The sequence below is a fragment of the Nocardiopsis yanglingensis genome (assembly GCF_045809185.1).
GTDB classification, from domain to species: domain Bacteria; phylum Pseudomonadota; class Gammaproteobacteria; order Xanthomonadales; family Xanthomonadaceae; genus Stenotrophomonas; species Stenotrophomonas yanglingensis.
The window spans coordinates 195,175-213,543 of record NZ_JBJNRH010000003.1 but is presented as its reverse complement, the minus strand read 5'-3'; the positions used below and the strand labels follow the sequence as shown (position 1 = coordinate 213,543).

Sequence of the window (18,369 nt, the reverse complement as noted above, 5' to 3'; positions counted from 1 at the left end):
ATGGATCAGCGGGCAGCCCACTGCTCAAGCACGGCGCGATAAGGCTTGATGAAGTGCTCTTCGGTGAACTTGCCCTGCTTGACCGCCAGCTGGCTGCGCTCTTCGCGGTCGTAGACGATGCGGGTGGAGGAGTAGTCCTGGTGCTTCAGGCTGGGCTGGTAGACCTTGCCGGCCACGGAGTTGGCGTTGTAGATCTCCGGGCGGTAGATCTTCTGGAACGCTTCCATCGTGCTGATGGTGCCGATCAGCTCCAGGTTCGAGTAGTCGCCCAGCAGGTCGCCCTGGAAATAGAACGCAAGCGGCGCCACGCTGCCCGGCGGCATGAAATAGCGCACCTGCAGGCCCATTTTGTCGAAATACTGGTCAGTGGGGGAGAACTCGCCCTGGCGGTATTCCACGCCCAGGATCGGATGGTGGTTCTCGGTGCGGTGGTAGGTCTTGCTGCTGGAAACGCTGATGCAGATTACCGGCGCCTTGCTGAAATTGGCACGGTAGGCTTCCGATTCCAGGAAGTGCTGGAACAGCTTGCCGTGCAGGTCGCCAAAGCCTTCCGGAATGCCGAAGGTCGCCTTGCCCTCGTTGCTGGCCGGCAGCACCACGCTGAAATCGTAGTCACGCACATAGGACGAGAAGTTGTTGCCGACGATGCCCTCGGTGCGAGCGCCGGTACGCGTGTCGACAATGGTCGGACGCAGCACCTCGATCAGCGGGAACGGATCGCTGCCCTCATCGCCATCGATGTGCATCTCCACCGAGATGATGTCCAGCTCAACGGCGTAGCGGTCCGCGCTGGGGTTGTCCCAATGCGCCAGGTCGTTGAAGCGGTTGTTGATCATGCTGATCGTGTTGCGCAGGTTTTCGCGGCGGGATTCGCCGCGGGCCAGGTTGGCGAAGTTGGTGGTGATGCGCGTCCCGTCAGCGGGCTGGTAGTCCTCGTTGAAGGGGATGCGTGTGATGCTGAAGGTGAAGTTCTCGGTCGTCATGGGCGGCGTTCCGGTTTGCGGGGTGACATCCGAATGCAGGGTGCTGGCATCCGGCATTCAGAGAATTGCGGCGGTCTCGGCGATGGCGGGCGCTGCGCGATGGGACAGCGCGAGCAGGGGCAGTGCCCGTTGCACCGCCAGCCGTGCGCGCTGGATCAGTGCCTCGTTGTGGACGCGGCCCTCGGCGAAATCGCGGTCGGTGGCGTAGACACCCAAGGGCAGGGTGCGCGCCTGAAAGAAGCTGAAGAGCGGCCGCAGCTGATGGTCGATCACCAGCGCGTGGCGCTCGCTGCCGCCGGTGGCGGCCAGCAGGATGGGGGTGTCGACCAGTGCGTCCTGGTGGATGAAATCGAAGAAGTGCTTGAACAGGCCGGTGTACGAGCCGCGGTAGACCGGCGTGGCCACCACCAGTACGTCTGCCTGTTCAACGGCCACCAGCTGCCGCTCCACAGCCTCGGGCAGCTGCGAGCGCCACAGTGCGCCGGCCAGCTGCGGCGCCAGTTCGCCCAGCTCGACCAGGTGTGGCTCGCAGGCAACGTCCTCGCCGATGAGGTCCAGCAGGTGCTCGGCCAGGGTTGCAGCCCTGGAGGGGCGCTGCAGTCCGCCGGAAACGGCGACGATACGGAGGGGGCGGGTCATCTGTTCGCTTTCAGCAGGGGAGGGAGCTCCTTCGGGCGATCTGCGGGGGCGCAGTCCTGCAGGCCGGCGAGGTGACCGGGCTGGCAGGCAACCGAAGGCATGACCCGATCCTAGCCATGCCCTTCCATGACGTAAAATGGTATTACTTCACCAATCCATGAGTGAGATTCATCGTCATGCTGGAGCGGATCCACCTCAGCATCGTGCAGCAGGTCGAGCAGCAGGGCTCGCTGACCGCTGCGGCCGGCGTACTCAACCTGACCCAGTCAGCCCTCAGCCACAGCATGAAGAAGCTTGAGCAGCAGCTGGGCACCGATGTCTGGCTGCGTGAGGGCCGCAGCCTGCGCCTGACCCAGGCCGGGCAGTATCTGCTGGCGGTGGCCAACCGCGTACTGCCGCAGCTGGACCTGGCCGAGGAGCGGCTGGGCCAGTTCGCACAGGGCGAGCGTGGCGCCCTGCGCATCGGCATGGAATGCCATCCCTGTTACCAGTGGTTGCTGAAGATTGTCTCGCCGTACCTGGCCGCGTGGCCGGATGTGGATGTGGACGTCAAGCAGAAGTTCCAGTTCGGCGGTATCGGCGCGCTGTTCGGCTACGAGATCGACCTGCTGGTCACGCCCGATCCACTGCTGAAGCCGGGCCTGAAGTTCGTGCCCGTGTTCGATTACGAGCAGGTGCTGGTGGTGGCCAAGAGCCACGCCCTGGCCAAGGTGGATCACGTAAAGCCGCGCCAGCTCGGTCAGGAAGTGCTGATCAGCTACCCGGTGCCGTTCGAGCGCCTGGACATCTACAACCAGTTCCTGCTGCCGGCCGGCATTACGCCGCGGCGCCACAAGACCATCGAAACCACCGACATCATGATGCAGATGGTGGCCAGCGGTCGCGGCGTGGCCGCCATGCCGCGCTGGCTGGTGGAGGAATATGCCGCGCGCATGGACGTGGTGCCGGTGCGCCTGGGTGCGAAAGGCATTCCCAAACAGATATACCTGGGCGCGCGCGAGGCCGATACGGGTATCGACTACCTGCAGGCCTTCGTCGAACTGGCGCGTAACAGCACGCCGGTTGCCGGCAATGCAGGCGGAGCCCGTTGATGCCCGCACCTGGATCGCAGCGGGCGGAAGCCTTCATCGACGCGTTTTCTCTGGAAGTGAGCGCCAAGGCCATGCCGGCACTGCGCGCGGAAGCGGGCCGCATCGCTCCCGGAACGACGATCTCGATTCCCTACCTCGCGAGCGAGGACGACGACGCACGCCTGGCGGCGGCGCGCACGGTGCGTGCGCTCGGCTTCGAGCCGATGCCGCACCTGTCTGCGCGTCGCATTGGGTCGCATGCGGCATTTGAGGGTTTTATGGAGCGTGCTGCCAGCGAGGCCGGTGTCGAGCAGTGCCTGGTGATCGCCGGTGACCTCGCCACGCCTGCCGGACCGTTTGCTGACAGTGCTTCGATCATCGAAACCGGACTTCTTGAGCGTTTCGGCATCAAGGTCGTGGGTATCGGCGGGCACCCGGAAGGCCATCCGGTGATGAGCAGTGACGATCGCTGGCAGGCGCTTGAACGCAAGTGCCGGGCCATCGAATCGCGCGGCATGGCACCCTTGATCATTACCCAGTTCGCCTTCGATGCCGATATCGTGCTGGCCTGGCTGAATGTACTGCGCGCCCGTGGCATCAACGTTCCGGTGCTGGTCGGTGTACCGGGGCCGGCCAGCATCACCAGGTTGCTGCGCTACGCCGCGATGTGCGGCGTGGGTGCCAGTGCATCGATGCTGGCGCGGTATGGCATCTCGATCGGTCGGCTGCTCGGCACGGCGGGGCCGGAGGTGTTTGTGGATCAGTTGGCGAGTGGACTGACGGCCGGGCACGGCCAGATCAGCCCGCATTTCTTCCCGTTCGGCGGCATTGCCCCATCACTGGACTGGATCGAGCGGTACCGGCGGCGCACGTCGGCCGCCAGCGTTTGATGCTCTATCGATGATCGCGTGGCCGGGCCGTTCAGCCCGGCAGTTCGCACTTCATCTTGCCGTCCACGTAGTACGGCTTGGGGACGTTCGGGTTCTCGCTGGTCTTCTCGAAGACCACCTCGAACGAAGCCGCATCGGGCGAGCCCTTGCGGTCGGTGCACGCGTCCTGCAGCTTCTTCTTGACCGCCGCGATGCCCGCATCGCGATTGGCACCGTCGGCGCTGTTGGTCAGGTTCACGGTTTCGGCCGAGGCCAGCGGGCTCAGTGCAAGCAGGCAGCCGGTCAACATCAGGGTGTGCAGCTTGGTCATGGTCATACCTCATGGGTCTCCAATGAGGTCCCAGCATAGAGGCGGGCTGTTAACGGCCCGTGGCCGCCCCGGTTTCGGGGCCGGATCTGCGGCATTCGTCGTCGGACAGGGGAGGTTGATCGGACGTTTCCCCTTGGCTGGATGCGTTCGGCTAGGCTGCAGCGACTGACCGCAAGGATGAAGGCACCCATGATCCGCTGGCTGTTTCTGGCGCTTGCCGCGCTGCCGCTCGCTGCTGGAGCCGTGGTCATCCGCCACGATGTGGACGATGTCCGCTACCGGATCGATGGATCCGTGTTTCCGGCCCTGGCTGACATGCCGGGCGAAGGGCAGGGCGTTCTGATCGCGCCGCAGTGGGTGCTGACAGCAGCGCATGCCGCACCGATGGAAGGGATGGGGCAGGCCATCGCCATCAACGGCAAGGATTACGGCGTGGAGCGTGTGGTCGTGCATCCCGGCTACAGGAGAATGCCCGACGCACTGGGTAAGGAGGCGCTGGCGACGGGGAGCCCTGCGAAGATCCATGCGTTCCTGGCCGGGTCGGATGACATTGCACTGATCCGGCTCGCAGCGCCCGTGAACGACGTGCAGCCCGTGGCGCTGTATCGCGGCAGCGCCGAGATCACGCAGGTCGCCGCCTTGATCGGGAAGGGCGCCACTGGCAATGGTGCGATGGGACTGGTGCCGGGCGGACCGCATCGCACCACGCTGCGGCGAGCATACAACGCCATTACCGGAGGCAATGATCGCTATCTCTGGTATCGGTTCGATGCCCCGCCACAGGGCCTGCCGCTTGAAGGCGTGCTCGGTAACGGCGACAGCGGCGGCCCGCTACTGATCAAGGATCACGGCGTTTGGCAGCTGGTGGGGCTGGGCTCCTGGATCACCGCCGTTCCCGAGCATGCCCTTGAGGCCGGCTTCTACGGGCAGGTGGTGCACAACGTTCGGGTATCGCGCTATGTGGGTTGGATCGAGAGCGTCCTGAATGCGCCCGATTACCGCCCAGTAACACCCGAAGACTGACAGCTGTCACTGGCTGCAACCCGGGCGGAAGCGAATAGTGGGCGCCAAGGCGAGGGCACCTCGCCACCAACCACCAAGGCGACCGCTCATGAACATGCTCCAGCAACTCATCTCGCAGACGCCGATCTGGGTCTGGCTGCTCCTGGCGTTCCTGGTCACGCGTGGCATCGCCGCCATGAAACCGGGTGAGACTTCGTTGCAGAAGCTGGCGATTGTGCCCGTCCTGTTCGCTGTGTGGGGCGCGTGGTCGATCAGTCATCGCTTCGGCGCGTCGCTAGCCGCCTGGGGCGAGTGGTTGGCCGGCATCGGCACCGGGGCGGCACTGGGATGGCTGCTGCTGGGCCACGTGAAGCTGACCCTGGATGGCGCCACCGGAAAGCTCTGGCGCAACGCGGACTTCAGCCTGCTGCCGCTGCTGCTGATCACCTTCCTGGTGAAGTACGGTTTCGAAGTCGCATTTGCAGTGTCGCCGTCGCTGACCGCCAACGCCGGATTCAGCGCCGCCTACCTGCTGCCGGCAGGCGGATTCACCGGTCTCTTCATTGGCAAGTACTGCCGCTACCTGGCTTCGTTGCGACTGGATGCGGCGGCTAAGGGCCTGGAGACCGCGGGCTGAGTTCGCCGCGGCGTGACGCGTCACATTAATACCCCCCTCACTGCCCGTTCGATTCGTTGGCGCACGATGCCAGGAAGCTTCGACCGCCTCGGAACGTAAGCGCACTGACAACGGCCAGGGCACAGGCACAAGCGCCCGCGTAAACCATGGCCAGTCGGTAGCCGAAGATCAGCGACTGGTGCGCAACGTCACGGGACACCGCCTGGCCACTGGCCGCCAGCGCATCCAGGCGCGCAGTACCTGCGGACAACCCCTCCGCAAGCGATCGCAGATGCGAAGGGTCGCCGCCGGGCAGGTTCGTTTCAAGTGCGTAGCCGGTGCCTTTCACCAGGATCAACCCCACCACGGCGATGTTGATGGCCAGGCTGATGAATCTGGCGCTGGTATCCATTCCGGATGCCATGCCAGCGCGGTCGCTGGGCACGGAACTGGTCGTCGTGTTGGTGATGGGCGTATTGATCACCCCCAGGCCCGAGCCCGCAAGCATGCAGCCTGGCAGCAGGGTCAGCCAGCTCGCGTTTTCCGCGCTTGCACCAATCGCCATCATGAACATCCCGCCGCCCATGGCAAACATCCCGACGGGGATCACGCGCTCAGGCCCGAAGCGCACAGCGAGACGCTCGCCGTAAGGCGGCAGCAGCAGCGACGGCAATGTGTATGCGAGGACAGACAGACCGGTCGCGAGGCTTGAGTAGCCAAGTCCGTGCTGGAAGAAAAGTGGCAGGTACACCATCAGCGGCCAGAAACTGAAGTTCATGCCCATCGAGCCCAGCAATGCGCCCGAGAAGCGCCGGTTGCCGAAGATGGAAAAATCGAACATCGGGTCCGGCACCCTGCGCTCGACCGCGATGAATACCGCCAGGCTGATGACGGCAACCAGGGCGGCCGCCATGGAAGAGGCGCTTTCAAGTCCTGCAGGAATGCCTTGGGTGATGTACCAGGTGAAGGAAAAGACGGCCACTGACAGCGAGACGATTCCCGCAAGGTCCAGTTTCCGCTGGCTTGGCGCCCGCGATTCCCGGATGCCCAGAACGGCAAGAACCGTCGCGCCCACTGCCAGGGGCGCATGCACCAGGAACACCCAGCTCCAGCTGCTGATGACAACAACGCCAGCACCAATGACCGGCCCGAAACCCAGCCCTATGCCAAAGACCACGCCCCAGATGCCAAAGGCCTTGGCTCGCCGTGCGGAGTCACTGAACTGATGGGAAAGCACTGTAAACACGCAGACCAGCATCGCGCCTCCCGCCGCACCCTGCAGCGATCGAGCCACGATCAACGCCGTTCCGCTTCGTGCAAGGCCGCAGGCCAGGGACGTGATGCCGAACAACAACAGGCTGATCACGAAGATGCGCTTGCGCCCGTACCGATCCGCCAGTGCGCCAGCCGCCATCAGCACCGTCGTGCAGGCGAGGGTGTAGGCATTCATGATCCACTGCAGGCCGCTGAAGCTGCTGCCAAGCTCGGTCTCCAGTATCGGCAGAATGACCGGCACGCTGGAGATTTCCAGCCCGAACATCAGGGAAGCCAAGCACGCCGCAGAAAGCGTCAGGCGGTCTCGAGCGGCAGGTGAAAGGGAAGTCATGGGTCTCCTCAGGCAGGTCCGGGATCTGGCGCACTGCCGGGGCGACTGCAGCTGCGCGTTTCAAGTGAGCGGCCATCTTGGAGGGGCTTTCATGATGATAAAAATGATTTGATTTAATAGAATTGATCAATCTTCATCATGGATAGCCCCGGTGTTCTTTGACCCCGACCTGCTGCGCGCCTTTGTCGCCGTCGTAGAGACCGGCGGCTTCACCAAGGCGGGTGAGCGCATGAACCTCAGCCAATCCGCCATCAGCCATCAGATCCGGAAGCTGGAAGAGCAGGCGGGCAGCGCCTTGCTGAAACGGACCACGAGAAGCGTGACACTCACCGAAGACGGCGAAGACTTCCTGCGACATGCCGAGCAGATTCTTGCTGCCCAGAGCCTGCTGGTTCGCCGGTTCCAGAGGGCTCCCGTTACCGGAGCAGTGCGACTGGGTGTGCCAGAGACCTATGCCGGCGACCGGCTGACCGCAATGCTGTCGCGCTTCTCCCGCAGGTTCCCCGCGGTGCGGCTGGATGTAGCCGTGGAGTCCTATGGGGCACTGAGCGAACAGATACAGGCGGGAACACTTGATCTGGCGGTGAACCTGTTCCTGCGGGAGGACGTTGAGTGGCCGGTTCTGAGGCGGACACGTTTCGTCTGGGCCATCGGCTCGGGATTTGAGTACGCACCGGACAAGGCGCTGCCACTCGCACTCGCGCCCAGCCCGTGCATGCACCGCGACGTGTGCATCGGAGCACTTGTTGAAGCCGGCCTGGAATGGCGCGTCACCTTTACCTCGGCGAACCAGCAGGGCCTGCGATCGGCTGCGAAGTCCGGGCTCGCCATCACTGTCGCTCTTCAGGATGACATCCAGGATGGCCTGATGATTGCGGGCAACGGATTGGGGCTTCCTGTGCTCCCCGCCGCGAGCTTCCGGCTGATGCGCAGTGCAGCCGTGCGGACGCCTGCGATCGAAGCGTTGGAGGAACAGTTGCTTCGCGCAGGCGATGGCGCGTGTTCGGTCCGTGCACTCAGCGCGGTGGGCTGAATCCCAGCGACTGGACAGTACCCTTCGTAACGGGCGGTAACGGATATCGGCGTGCGCTGGACGGGTTGATCTCCCCGCACGACCTGGATCCCCTTTCGCACGACAAGAGAGGGTCAGGGGAGTTCCAATTGCAAATGACTCTCACTACACTTGCGGCATCCCACCCCTTCCGTCGCCCATGGCGGCCAGAACTCCGGCTCCCAACGTGAATTCCCCGCCCCACCTGTGCAGACCGCAGGCATTTGCCCTGAGGGTGATGTGTCCACGCTAGGCCGGGGCACGGGCAGCAACGCGGATCGGGCCTCGTCCACGGAGGAGGGCATTCCGGAAGAGGCCTCGCCAATGGGCGGGAACCTCCTTGCGAAAGCCTATGCCCGTTGGCGCGGGCCCATCCTCCGTGGCCTTGCACGCGTCAGAGGTGCGGACGGTGAGGATGCCCTGCACGACGGTGCAGTCAAATGGCTTGCGGCAAACCCTGCACTGGCGTCCTGCGACCAGCAAGGTGCCTATTTCCGGCGAACGGTGATGAACACCGTGGCCGATGAATATCGTGAGCACACCGCAGGTCGCCGTCTCCAGACCCTGCCGCTGGCAGATGCTGAGGATGCGGGCCAGGCCATCGCCAGCGATGAATCACAGTGCCCGTTGCAGCTCAGCGCCCAGCGGCAGCGCCTGGAGCGCCTGCGAGAAGCACTGGCCGAGCTGCCGGAGCGTCAACGCGAGGCCTTCGTGCTCTGCCGCTTCGATGGCCTGACCCAGGAGGACGTGGCCGCTCGCATGCAGATCTCCCGCCGCATGGTGGTCAAGCACCTGTCGCGAGCGGTTGCCTACTGCGAAGTGCGGGTACGCTATGCGTCTCTGACACAGATGCAGGAACTGCATCGCCCGACCAAGGCGGGCGAGGCGTTGGCGCCTGCCATCGATGCTGATTTTCCCTGCCGATGACCGATCTCCCTTCTCCCGCAGGTTCCGACCCGTTTGCCCTGCATGAGGCGGCGGCCGCGTGGCTGGTACGGCGGCAGGATGCGGACTGGCAACCGAAGGACGAGGCGGCCCTGCAGCACTGGCTGGCCGGGAGCGAAGCACATCGACAGGCGTTCGCCGATGTGACCAGAACCTGGCACGACCTGGGCCAGCTGCCACGCCCCGTGCTGGCCTCGGACGCGCATGCGGTGATCACCCCAGCAGTACCTGCCATTCAACGGCGGGGCAGGGCGGCGCGGCACACACGGTCGTGGCGCCTGCCACGCGTTGCGGCGGCTGCGGCCGTGGCAATGCTGGCCTTGGGGTATGTCGGCTACGGCTGGTATACCGCGCCCAGCTACGTACAGGACGTGGCTACCGGTGCGGGCGAGATACGTGATCTGCAACTGCCGGACGGCTCACGGATTTCGCTCAATGCACGCAGCACGCTGGCCGTGCATTTCTATCGATCCCGCCGCGAAGTAGTGCTCAGCCAGGGCGAGGCGTTCTTCGAGGTCGCCCCCGCGGCCGACCGTCCCTTCACCGTGGATGCCCAGCGTAGCCGGGTGACGGTGGTCGGCACGGCCTTCAATGTGCGCAATGGGCCGCGTGAAGTGGTGGTCAAGGTGCTGCATGGGCACGTGCGGGTGCAGCCGGATCGCGCCGAAGGTGCCTCGCCGGTCAACCTGCACGCCGAACAGGGCCTGGCCGTTACCACGCTCACCGCTGCTTATCGCCCCATCGCCGCAAGTGCAGACAGCATTGGCGGCTGGCGCAACGGGCGCCTGGTGTTCCGGCGCACCCCGCTGGACGAAGTAGCGCAGGAGGTCGGGCAGTATCTGGGCCATCCCGTCACGCTGGGCCAGCCAGGGCTGAAGTTCCTGCCCGTCTCCGGCTACGCGGCCACCGATGCCCCGGCCACCTTCCTGGAAGCACTGCCGGATCTGTTGCCCGTGCAGGTGACCCGCAATGCCCAGGGCGGCTATCGCATCGACGAACGGCCTATGACCCGCTGACGCCGGAACGAAAATTTCTTCCGGCACGGGTTCCCACCCCACCGCCGTTTTCCGTTTACCCCAGTGAGGCCAGTAGCGGCCAAGCATGATGGAGCGGTAATGGGGTACATGAAGATCAAGCGCGCACTTGTTGCTGGCGCGTTCTCTACGGGGGTACACGCCAAGCGGCTGCCTTTGCTGGCACTGTGCATTTCCAGCGCACTGGCAGCGCCGGCCATCGCACAGGCGCAGGCGGCTGCGCGCGTGCAGTTCAATATTCCGGCGCAACCGCTGGATGCCGCACTGCGCCGCTTTTCCGAGCAGTCCCGGCAGCAGGTGCTGTTCAGCGAATCAGCGGTGGCGGGCCGTCGCGCCCCGGCCTTGACCGGCAGTTACACGCCGCAGGAAGCACTGGCGCGCCTGCTGGAGGGCAGTGGCGTGCGTGTCAATGCCACCCGTCCGGGCGTGTTCACCCTGGCGCAGGAAGCAGCAGCGCCTGGGCGCAGCAAGGATGCCCAGACCACCCTGCAGACGGTGAACGTGACCGCCAATGCCCCAAGCGACGGCGCTTACACAGCACGTGAGCTCAGCCTGGGCAAGCTGGGGCAGAGCATCCGCCAGACCCCGCAGTCGGTCAGCGTGATCACCCGCCAGCAGCTGGACGACCGCAACCTCACCACGCTGGATGAGGCGCTGGCACAGACCACGGGCGTGACCAAGACCGCCCGCAACTTCGGCAACCACAAGTTCTCGATCCGCAGCTTCACCGTGGACGACAGCAACTATCTGGTCGATGGCGTGGCCGGCATCGTCTATGCCCCCGTGGGTTGGCTGCCGATCGACACCGCGGTGCTGGAGCGGGTTGAGGTGCTGCGCGGTGCCGGTGGCATGATGCTGGGCGCGGCCGACCCCAGCGGGGCGATCAACATGGTGCGCAAGCGCCCGCGCGACCAGGCCCATCTCGATCTGGCGGCCACCGTGGGCTCGTGGGACAACTACCGCGTCGAGGTGGATGGTGGTGGCCCGCTCAATGCCGCCGGCAGCGTACGCGGCCGACTGGTCGCCGCCTACCAGGACCGCGATTACTTCCAGCGGGGCACCTCATCGAAGACGCCGGTGGCCTATGGAGTGATCGACGCCGACCTGGGTGCGGACACCACGCTGACCTTTGGCCTGCGCCATCAGGCCAGTGACACCGACGGCTACTGGCTGTTCGGCCTGCCGCGTTACACCGATGGCGGTGCGCTGGACATCAAGCGTTCCACCTCACTCATCCAGGACTGGAATCGGCAGGAGGGCTCCGTTGACGAAGCCTTCGCAGAGGCGGAGCACCGCTTCAACGAACGCTGGAAGGCACGCCTGTCGGTGAACCGCACCGAGTCGGACCTGGACCAGCGTGTCGCGGTTCCGCTGGGCGGAGTGGATCGCGCCACCGGCATCGGTTCGCGCTTCTATGACATCTATTTCAACCGCTCGCGCGTGCGCAGTGATGGCATCGACCTGCACACCACCGGAAGTTTCGACGCCTTCGGCCGCAGCCATCAGCTGCTGCTGGGCGCCATGTGGTCGCGCCAGCGTACCCGTCAGAGCTCGGCGGACCTGGCCATCGACGTGCCGATCGATGTCTATGCACCGGACCACAGCGCCATTGCGCAGCCGCTGCAACCCGCATGGGACTGGTCAGAAAACGCCCGCGCCCAGCAGAGCGGCGTGTACAGCAACCTACGCCTGCAGCTGGCAGAACCGCTGCACCTTACGCTCGGTGGCCGGCTGAGCTGGGTGAAGTACCAGTCCAGCGATGGCTTCACCGGCGCCAGGAGCCGCGACTACGAACAGAAACACGAATTCACCCCGTACGCCGGCCTCGTCTACGACCTGGGCCCGCAATGGTCGGTCTATGCCAGCTACGCCGATACCTTCCAGCCGCAGAGCTCGTACGTCACCGCGTCCGGCGCGGTGCTGGATCCGGCCATCGGCGCCAACTACGAGCTGGGCGTGAAGGGTGAATTGAACGATGGCCGCCTGAACCTCTCCGCTGCGGTGTTCTCCATCCGCAAGACCGGCAACGCCGTGGTGGACGAATCCGACCCGGGCAGCTGCCGTGGCTCGCTGGCGTCGTCCGATTGCTACCGCAATGGCGGCAAGCTGCGCAGCAAGGGCTTTGAGCTGGAAGCCAGCGGCGAACTGGCGCCGGGCTGGCAGATGATGGCCGGCTATACCCACGTCACCAGCCGCGACGATGAGGGCGCGACCATCAGCGCCGAGACGCCCCGCCACCTGCTGCGCCTATCGACGTCCTACCAGCTGCCGGGCAAGTGGAACGCATTCTCCGTGGGCGGGGGTGTATCGGCACAGAGCAGCTATTCCTATCCGGCCTACGACGACCCGGACTGGCGCATGGGCGCAGCGGGACGTGGCGTGTGGGACCTGCGGGCCGGCTACCGGATCAATCCGCGCTGGAGCGTAGGCGTCAACGTGGCCAACCTGTTCGACACCCGCTACTACGCGATGATCAGCCAGATCCGCCGCGGCAACTTCTTTGGCGAACCCCGCAATGTGATGCTGACGCTGCGCGGCTCGCTGTGATCTTCCGCAACCGGCGGGGCAACGACCTGCCCGCTACGGGGCAGGCATGAAAGCGGGCTTCCGGCAGAGCATGTCGTGGCTGCACACCTGGTGCGGCCTTACCTGTGGCTGGCTGCTGTGCGCGATCTTCCTGACCGGCACGCTCAGCGTGTTCCGTGAGCCGATCACGCGATGGATGGAGGCCGGCCCCGTGCCGGTCTCCTCGCCGGCGGTGGACACGGGAACGCAGGCGGTACGTGCGCAGCACTGGCTGGCTGCAAACGCCGCCGATGCCCGGGAATGGCAGATCCGTTGGCCTGTCCAGCAGGGCTGGCCGCTGGAGCTGTCATGGGAGGATGGCGACGGCGCCGCGCACGAACGCTGGGTGGATGCCGGCACCGGCATGCCACACCCTCCACCTCGTCTTCGGGAAACCGAAGGCGGGCGCCACTTCATGTCGTTCCATTACACCCTGCACGGCGGCATGGCCGGCTACTGGCTGGTCGGCTGGATCACCGCCTGCATGCTGCTGGCGCTGGTGTCCGGCGTGGTGGTGCATAAACGCATCTTCAAGGACTTCTTCACCTTTCGCCCGGGCAAGGGACAGCGCAGCTGGCTGGATGCGCACAACCTGAGTGCCGTGCTGACCCTGCCGTTCCTGTTCATGATCGGCTACACGGGGCTGACCTTCTTCTACAGCAGCTATCTACCGTGGCCGGTGCAGGCAGCCTATGGCGATGCGGAGGGCGCCTATGCGCGCTATGAAGCCGAGCTGGCGCCTGCACAGCCGGCTCCGCCAGGCATCCTGATATCCACCGCGCGACTGCCGGACCTGCAGCAGCTACTGGCACGCGCGCAGGCCCTCAGCGGACAGCCGCCAGCACTGATCGTGATCCAGGCGCCCGGCACCGTGCACAGCGTGGTGGAGGTGATCGGCCGCAAGCCAGAGGGGGGCGCGGACAGGCATCTGCTGACCGAGGCCAGCCGGGCGGCGTTCGATGCTGCCAGCGGCACGCTGCTGCAACAGCATGGCGCACATCCGCATGCGATTGGCGCCGTACAGGTGCACGAAACCATCGAAGCACTGCACAAGGCCGATTTCGGCGGCTGGCCGATGAAGTGGCTGTACTTCATCAGCGGTCTGCTCGGCACGGCCATGATCGCCATCGGCACGCTGCTGTTCTCCATCAAGCGGCGCAAGCGCAGCGAGCATGAGTTCGGCGCGGCCACGGCGGGCATCTATCGCTGCGTGGAAGCCTTCAACGTCGCATCGCTGGCTGGGGTGGCGCTGGCAAGCATCGTCTACCTGTACGGCAATCGGTTGCTGCCACTGGAAATGAGCGATCGCAGCGCGTGGGAAATACGCATCTTTCTTGCTGCCTGCGCGGCTTCGGTGGTGCACGCGCTTTGGCGCCCACCTCGCTTCGCATGGATCGAGCAGCTGTGGCTGGCCGCAGCGCTGTGCCTGGCACTGCCGCTGGTGAACATGGCAACCACCGGTCAGGGCGTGCTGATGTATCTGCAGCGCGGTGCGTGGCAGCAGGCCGGCGTGGAGCTGGTCGCACTGGCATTCGGGTTGATGCTGGCAAGGATGGCCCTGATGCTGCAGCGCCGCTGGCCACGGGCGCAGGACGCGGCGCGCACGGCCAAGCCTCCGGCTGGGCGGGAACCGGCCTATCGCTGGCAGGTGGCGAGCCGTGTACTGGCCGCCTCGCTGGGCGGCTACGTGTTCACCGCCGTTACCGCCACCGCACTGGCGTTGTTGTTGCCCGCGCTGGCGGGGGTGAGAACGTCTGTTTCGGTCCTGGCCAGTTCACTGCTGGGGTTCGTGCTGTTGATTGCCGTTGCTGCGGGCGTCTTCAGTGCCCGCAGTGTTGGGAAGGTGTGGCTGAGCCTGGCGGCAGGGAGTGCCCTGATGGGGTTGCTGATGACGATGCTTCGGACAGGGTGAGGGCAGGGGGACGTCGGCCTGTCACATGCTTCCGTCCAGGCGCTTCCGGAAGAACGCCGCCAGCTCTGCAAACGGAATCAGATCGGTGCGGTCATACAGATCCACGTGGCCCGCACCCTTGACCCACAGCAGTTCCTTCGGCTGTCCCGCCAGCCGGTAGGCCTCCTCGCTGAATTCCTTTGAATGCGCCTGATCACCCGAAATGAACAACATCGGACGCGGCGAGATTGTCTCGATGTCGTTGAATGGATAGAAGTTCATGAACTTCACGTTGCTGGTGAGCGTCGGGTGGGTGGTGAGCTGCGGTGATGAACCGGCCGGCGTGAATTCGCCACGCGGCGTTCGGTAGAAGTCGTAGAACTCGCGCTGGATCGGATGAGTGTCTGCCTCAAGCCTATGCACCGTGCCGGAGGTGTACTGTGCGGCGCCGCCCTCGGCTTCGACCCAACGCTGGCGGGCGGCAGCGGCAATCGCGGCCTTGCGCTGCTCAACGCTCTGCGAGCGGTTGAGGGCACTGCGGTTCGCAGCGCCCATGTCGTACATGCTGACGGTAGCAATGGCTTTCATGCGCGGATCGATCTTGGCCGCACTGATCACGAAACTGCCACTGCCACAGATGCCAAGCACGCCGATCCGCTCGCGATCCACCTGTGGCTGCGTGCCCAGGTAGTCGACGGCGGCGCTGAAGGCTTCGGCATAGATGTCCGGCGCAACCGCATTCCGCGGCTCACCCGCACTTTCGCCCCAGAACGACTGATCGATGGCCAACGTCACGAAGCCCTGTTCGGCAAGCTTCTGCGCGTAGAGATCCGCGCTCTGCTCCTTCACCGCGCCCATCGGGTGGCCCACGATGATGGCAGGCAGGGCGTGGCCGGGCCTTCCATTCTTCGGTACGTACAGATTGCCGACGATCTGCATGTGGTACTGGTTGCTGAAGTGCACCTTTTCAGTGATGAGCTGGGTGCTTCGATAGAAATTGTCCGCGCCGTGGGTCATGTCCTGTCCAACTGCAATGAAGGGGATGGTGGCGAGAGCCAGAGACAGCAGCAGCCTCTTCATTCGCCCATCTCCGAATACTGCTCGTCGCTTACCTTCTCCAGCCACGTCACCGGGCTGCCCTCCACCGCCTCGGCAATCGCGATGTGGGTCATCGCCACTGCGGCACTTGCGCCATGCCAGTGCTTCACGCCCGGGGCGATCCACACGGTGTCCCCCGGACGGATCTGCTGGCGTGGCTGACCCCACTGCTGCACCCAGCCCACGCCCGCGGTCACGATGAGGGTCTGGCCCAGCGGGTGGGTGTGCCAGGCCGTGCGTGCGCCGGGCTCAAAGGTGACCGTCGCACCTCCAACCCGGGCCGGCGCAGGGCGTTGGAAGCCGCCATCGATGCGCACGTTGCCGGTGAAGTAGTCCGCGGGGCCCGCCACGGACGATGCGCTGCCAGCAGGCGTTATGCTCAGATTGCCGCCGGCCGGGCCGCTGCCGGTCGCAGGCGCGGCCATGGATATCAACGTGCCGAGAAGCATGGACATGGGGAGTACTCCAGGAGTTGGGGGATTACCAGGCGTAGGCATTGGGCGCCTCGCCACCGGGGCCAGGCCAGATCGCATCCAGTCGAGCCAGTGAGGCATCTGAGAGCTTCTGGGCAGGGGCCTTCAGGTTCTGCAAAAGCTGGTCCACCGTGCGCGGTCCGCTCAGCGCGGTGGTCACCACCGGGTTGTGCAGCAGCCAGGCCAGCGCCACGTCGGCGGGCGCCTCGCCCAGCTCATCGCAGAACGCTTCATACGTTTCCAGCTGCGGGCGCAGCTGTTCGATACGCTGCAGGAGGTGCGGGGTAGCGCGTCGGCCATTGGCGACCTTCTTCAGCACGCCTCCCAGCAGGCCCATGCCGATCGGGCTCCAGGGGATCAGGCCCAGCCCGTGGTAGCGCAGTGCCGGGATCACTTCCAGCTCCACCGTGCGCTGGGTCAGGTTGTACAGGCTCTGCTCGGCCACCAGGCCGAAGGTGTGCCGCGCAGTAGCCACGCCCTGTGCGGTGGCGATGTCCCAGCCGGCAAAGTTGCTGCTGCCCACGTAGGTGATCTTGCCTTCGCGGATCAGCTGTTCCATGGCCTGCCAGATTTCTTCCCATGGCGTGGCCCGGTCCACGTGGTGCATCTGGTACAGATCGATGTGGTCGGTCTGCAGTCGGCGCAGGCTGGCCTCGCAGGCGCGACGGATGTGGTACGCCGACAGCCGGCGATCATTCGGGCCCAGCCCCATCGGCTGGTACACCTTGGTCGCCAGTACCAGGCCGTCACGCTTGCCACTGCGCTTGAGCCAGCGCCCGATGATCTCTTCGGAGAGGCCGAAGCCCTGCGCCATGTCCGGCGACTGCGGCCCCCCGTAGACGTCTGCGCTGTCGAAGAAGTTGATGCCGGCGTCCACGGCGGCATCCATGATGGCGAAGCTGGTTGGCTCGTCGGCAAGCTCGCCGAAGTTCATGGTGCCAAGACCCAGCCGGCTGATCTTCAGGCCCGATCGGCCCAGGGAGGTGTAGTGCATGGCGAACTCCTTCAGGAATGAACAGGCACGCGTTGCCGCTGCGCCGAGCGCGCAGCGATGTACGAGGTGACCACCGAGCCCAGCAGCAGGACAGCGCTGAACCAGAACGTGGCGCGGTAGCCCTGGTGGTCCAGCAGCAGGCCGCCCACGGTCGCACCGATGGCGATGGCCATCTGCACCACGGCCACCATCAGGCCGCCGCCGGCCTCGCCGTCATCGGGCAGGGTGCGGGCCACCCACGACCACCACGCCACGGGCGCCGACGTGCCAAGCAGGCCCCACAGGGCGAACAACACCGCCACCCTCGGCAGCGTGTTGCCGAGCAGGATCATGCACACCGCCACCACGGCCATCAGTGCGGGCAGCAGCCCCAGTGTGCGGAACAGTGCCTTGTGCACGAAGGGCTCGATCAACACCGTGCCGGCCAGGCCCGCAGCACCCATCAACAGCAGCAACAGCGACAACGTCGAAGGCGATACGTGCAGCGTGGCTTCCACGAACGGCCGCAGGTAGGTGAACAGCGAGAACTGGCCCATGAAGAACAGGCTCACGCCCACCATGCCCCACGCCACCGGTGGGCGCTTCAACAGCGCGAACACATTCCACGACGCGCGCCCGGCGGTCGCCTTCATCGATGGCAACGCGGCGATCTTCCACAGCAAGGCCACCACAGCCACCGGCACCAGCGAGAAGAACGCACCGCGCCAACCGATGATGGCGCCGAAGTAACTGCCCATCGGCGCCGCAATGACGGTGGCAAGCGCGTTGCCGCCGTTGACGATGGCCAGTGCGCGGGGCACCTGGTGGGAAGGAACCAGGCGCATGGCGGTGGCGGCCGACATGGCCCAGAAGCCACCGATGGCCACGCCGATCAGCGCACGGCCCAGCATGAACACGGGGAAGCTGGGCGCCAGTGCCGCCAGCGTTCCCGAGAGGATCATCGCGGTGGTGAGGCCCAGCAGCAGCCATTTGCGGTCCAGCTGCCCGGCCAGTGGCGAGACCAGCAGGCTGGTGACCAGTGCAAATGCACCGGACACCGCGATCGCCTGGCCTGCCTGGCCTTCACTGACCTGCAGGTCGGTGGCGATGGGCGTCAGCAGGCTGACCGGCATGAACTCGGAAGCAACCAGCGCGAAGGCGCCGAGTGACAGGGCCAGCACGGCACCCCATTCCCTGGGGGATGCCGAGCGAACAGGCGCGGC

General features: G+C 65.3%; 17 protein-coding genes. 9 read left to right on the top strand and 8 right to left on the bottom strand.

The window, feature by feature from the left end:
* Positions 1 to 5 precede the first annotated feature (5 nt).
* Both ACJ7C5_RS06995 and msuE read right to left on the bottom strand, forming a co-directional pair.
* The gene (locus ACJ7C5_RS06995; protein ID WP_412703453.1) at positions 6 to 983 is read right to left on the bottom strand and encodes a DUF1852 domain-containing protein; all 978 of its coding nucleotides are present in this window, start codon (positions 981 to 983) and stop codon (positions 6 to 8) included.
* A gap of 57 nt (positions 984 to 1,040) precedes the next feature.
* Positions 1,041 to 1,622, bottom strand: a complete 582-nt coding sequence (msuE, locus tag ACJ7C5_RS06990) for an FMN reductase (RefSeq protein ID WP_412703452.1) — start codon at positions 1,620 to 1,622, stop codon at positions 1,041 to 1,043.
* Positions 1,623 to 1,783: 161 nt separating this feature from the next.
* Here msuE and ACJ7C5_RS06985 point away from each other — a divergent pair, with 161 nt between their 5' ends.
* A complete protein-coding gene (locus ACJ7C5_RS06985; protein ID WP_412703451.1) occupies positions 1,784 to 2,713 on the top strand; it encodes a LysR family transcriptional regulator in 930 nt (309 codons plus the stop codon).
* Complete coding sequence (locus ACJ7C5_RS06980; RefSeq protein ID WP_412703539.1) at positions 2,713 to 3,582, top strand: methylenetetrahydrofolate reductase; 870 nt, start codon at positions 2,713 to 2,715, stop codon at positions 3,580 to 3,582. Before ACJ7C5_RS06985 ends, ACJ7C5_RS06980 begins: the two co-directional genes overlap by 1 nt.
* Before the next feature lie 31 nt (positions 3,583 to 3,613).
* Here the strand turns inward: ACJ7C5_RS06980 and ACJ7C5_RS06975 are convergent, their stop codons facing one another.
* A complete protein-coding gene (locus ACJ7C5_RS06975; protein WP_012511098.1) occupies positions 3,614 to 3,892 on the bottom strand; it encodes a hypothetical protein in 279 nt (92 codons plus the stop codon).
* A 189-nt stretch (positions 3,893 to 4,081) separates the two neighbouring features.
* Between ACJ7C5_RS06975 and ACJ7C5_RS06970 the strand changes: the two genes are divergently transcribed.
* The gene (locus ACJ7C5_RS06970; protein WP_412703450.1) at positions 4,082 to 4,915 is read left to right on the top strand and encodes a S1 family peptidase; all 834 of its coding nucleotides are present in this window, start codon (positions 4,082 to 4,084) and stop codon (positions 4,913 to 4,915) included.
* Between the two features lie 88 nt (positions 4,916 to 5,003).
* Positions 5,004 to 5,531 carry a DUF6622 family protein gene (locus ACJ7C5_RS06965; protein ID WP_412703449.1) on the top strand — a complete coding sequence of 176 codons (528 nt, stop codon included), beginning with the start codon at positions 5,004 to 5,006 and terminating at the stop codon, positions 5,529 to 5,531.
* 37 nt (positions 5,532 to 5,568) lie between these two features.
* Here the strand turns inward: ACJ7C5_RS06965 and ACJ7C5_RS06960 are convergent, their stop codons facing one another.
* Positions 5,569 to 7,116 (bottom strand): MFS transporter, encoded by a 1,548-nt coding sequence (locus tag ACJ7C5_RS06960; RefSeq protein WP_412703448.1) that lies wholly within the window; start codon positions 7,114 to 7,116, stop codon positions 5,569 to 5,571.
* Positions 7,117 to 7,267: 151 nt separating this feature from the next.
* On the opposite strand from ACJ7C5_RS06960, the gene ACJ7C5_RS06955 reads away from it, so the two are divergent.
* The 5 genes from ACJ7C5_RS06955 to ACJ7C5_RS06935 all read left to right on the top strand — a co-directional run bounded on the left by ACJ7C5_RS06955 (position 7,268) and on the right by ACJ7C5_RS06935 (position 14,623).
* Positions 7,268 to 8,149 carry a LysR family transcriptional regulator gene (locus ACJ7C5_RS06955; RefSeq protein ID WP_412703447.1) on the top strand — a complete coding sequence of 294 codons (882 nt, stop codon included), beginning with the start codon at positions 7,268 to 7,270 and terminating at the stop codon, positions 8,147 to 8,149.
* A 342-nt stretch (positions 8,150 to 8,491) separates the two neighbouring features.
* Positions 8,492 to 9,094: an RNA polymerase sigma factor gene (locus ACJ7C5_RS06950; RefSeq protein WP_412703538.1), complete on the top strand. Its 603-nt coding sequence runs from the start codon at positions 8,492 to 8,494 to the stop codon at positions 9,092 to 9,094.
* Positions 9,091 to 10,128: a FecR family protein gene (locus ACJ7C5_RS06945; protein ID WP_412703446.1), complete on the top strand. Its 1,038-nt coding sequence runs from the start codon at positions 9,091 to 9,093 to the stop codon at positions 10,126 to 10,128. Before ACJ7C5_RS06950 ends, ACJ7C5_RS06945 begins: the two co-directional genes overlap by 4 nt.
* A gap of 108 nt (positions 10,129 to 10,236) precedes the next feature.
* A complete protein-coding gene (locus ACJ7C5_RS06940) occupies positions 10,237 to 12,693 on the top strand; it encodes a TonB-dependent siderophore receptor (RefSeq protein ID WP_412703445.1) in 2,457 nt (818 codons plus the stop codon).
* A 46-nt stretch (positions 12,694 to 12,739) separates the two neighbouring features.
* A complete protein-coding gene (locus ACJ7C5_RS06935) occupies positions 12,740 to 14,623 on the top strand; it encodes a PepSY-associated TM helix domain-containing protein (RefSeq protein WP_412703444.1) in 1,884 nt (627 codons plus the stop codon).
* Between the two features lie 21 nt (positions 14,624 to 14,644).
* Here ACJ7C5_RS06935 and ACJ7C5_RS06930 read toward each other — a convergent pair whose 3' ends face one another.
* From ACJ7C5_RS06930 to ACJ7C5_RS06915, 4 genes are read right to left on the bottom strand one after another with little or no spacing between them, the layout of a single operon-like run.
* Entirely contained in the window at positions 14,645 to 15,682 is a 1,038-nt protein-coding gene (locus ACJ7C5_RS06930) for an alpha/beta hydrolase (protein WP_412703443.1), read from the bottom strand.
* On the bottom strand, positions 15,679 to 16,155 hold the full coding sequence (locus tag ACJ7C5_RS06925; protein WP_412703442.1) for a (R)-mandelonitrile lyase: 477 nt from the start codon (positions 16,153 to 16,155) through the stop codon (positions 15,679 to 15,681). The genes ACJ7C5_RS06930 and ACJ7C5_RS06925 overlap by 4 nt, the downstream gene beginning before the upstream one ends.
* Before the next feature lie 25 nt (positions 16,156 to 16,180).
* The gene (locus tag ACJ7C5_RS06920; protein ID WP_412703441.1) at positions 16,181 to 17,167 is read right to left on the bottom strand and encodes an aldo/keto reductase; all 987 of its coding nucleotides are present in this window, start codon (positions 17,165 to 17,167) and stop codon (positions 16,181 to 16,183) included.
* Positions 17,168 to 17,178: 11 nt separating this feature from the next.
* The gene (locus tag ACJ7C5_RS06915; protein ID WP_412703440.1) at positions 17,179 to 18,327 is read right to left on the bottom strand and encodes an MFS transporter; all 1,149 of its coding nucleotides are present in this window, start codon (positions 18,325 to 18,327) and stop codon (positions 17,179 to 17,181) included.
* Between the last annotated feature and the right edge of the window lie 42 nt (positions 18,328 to 18,369).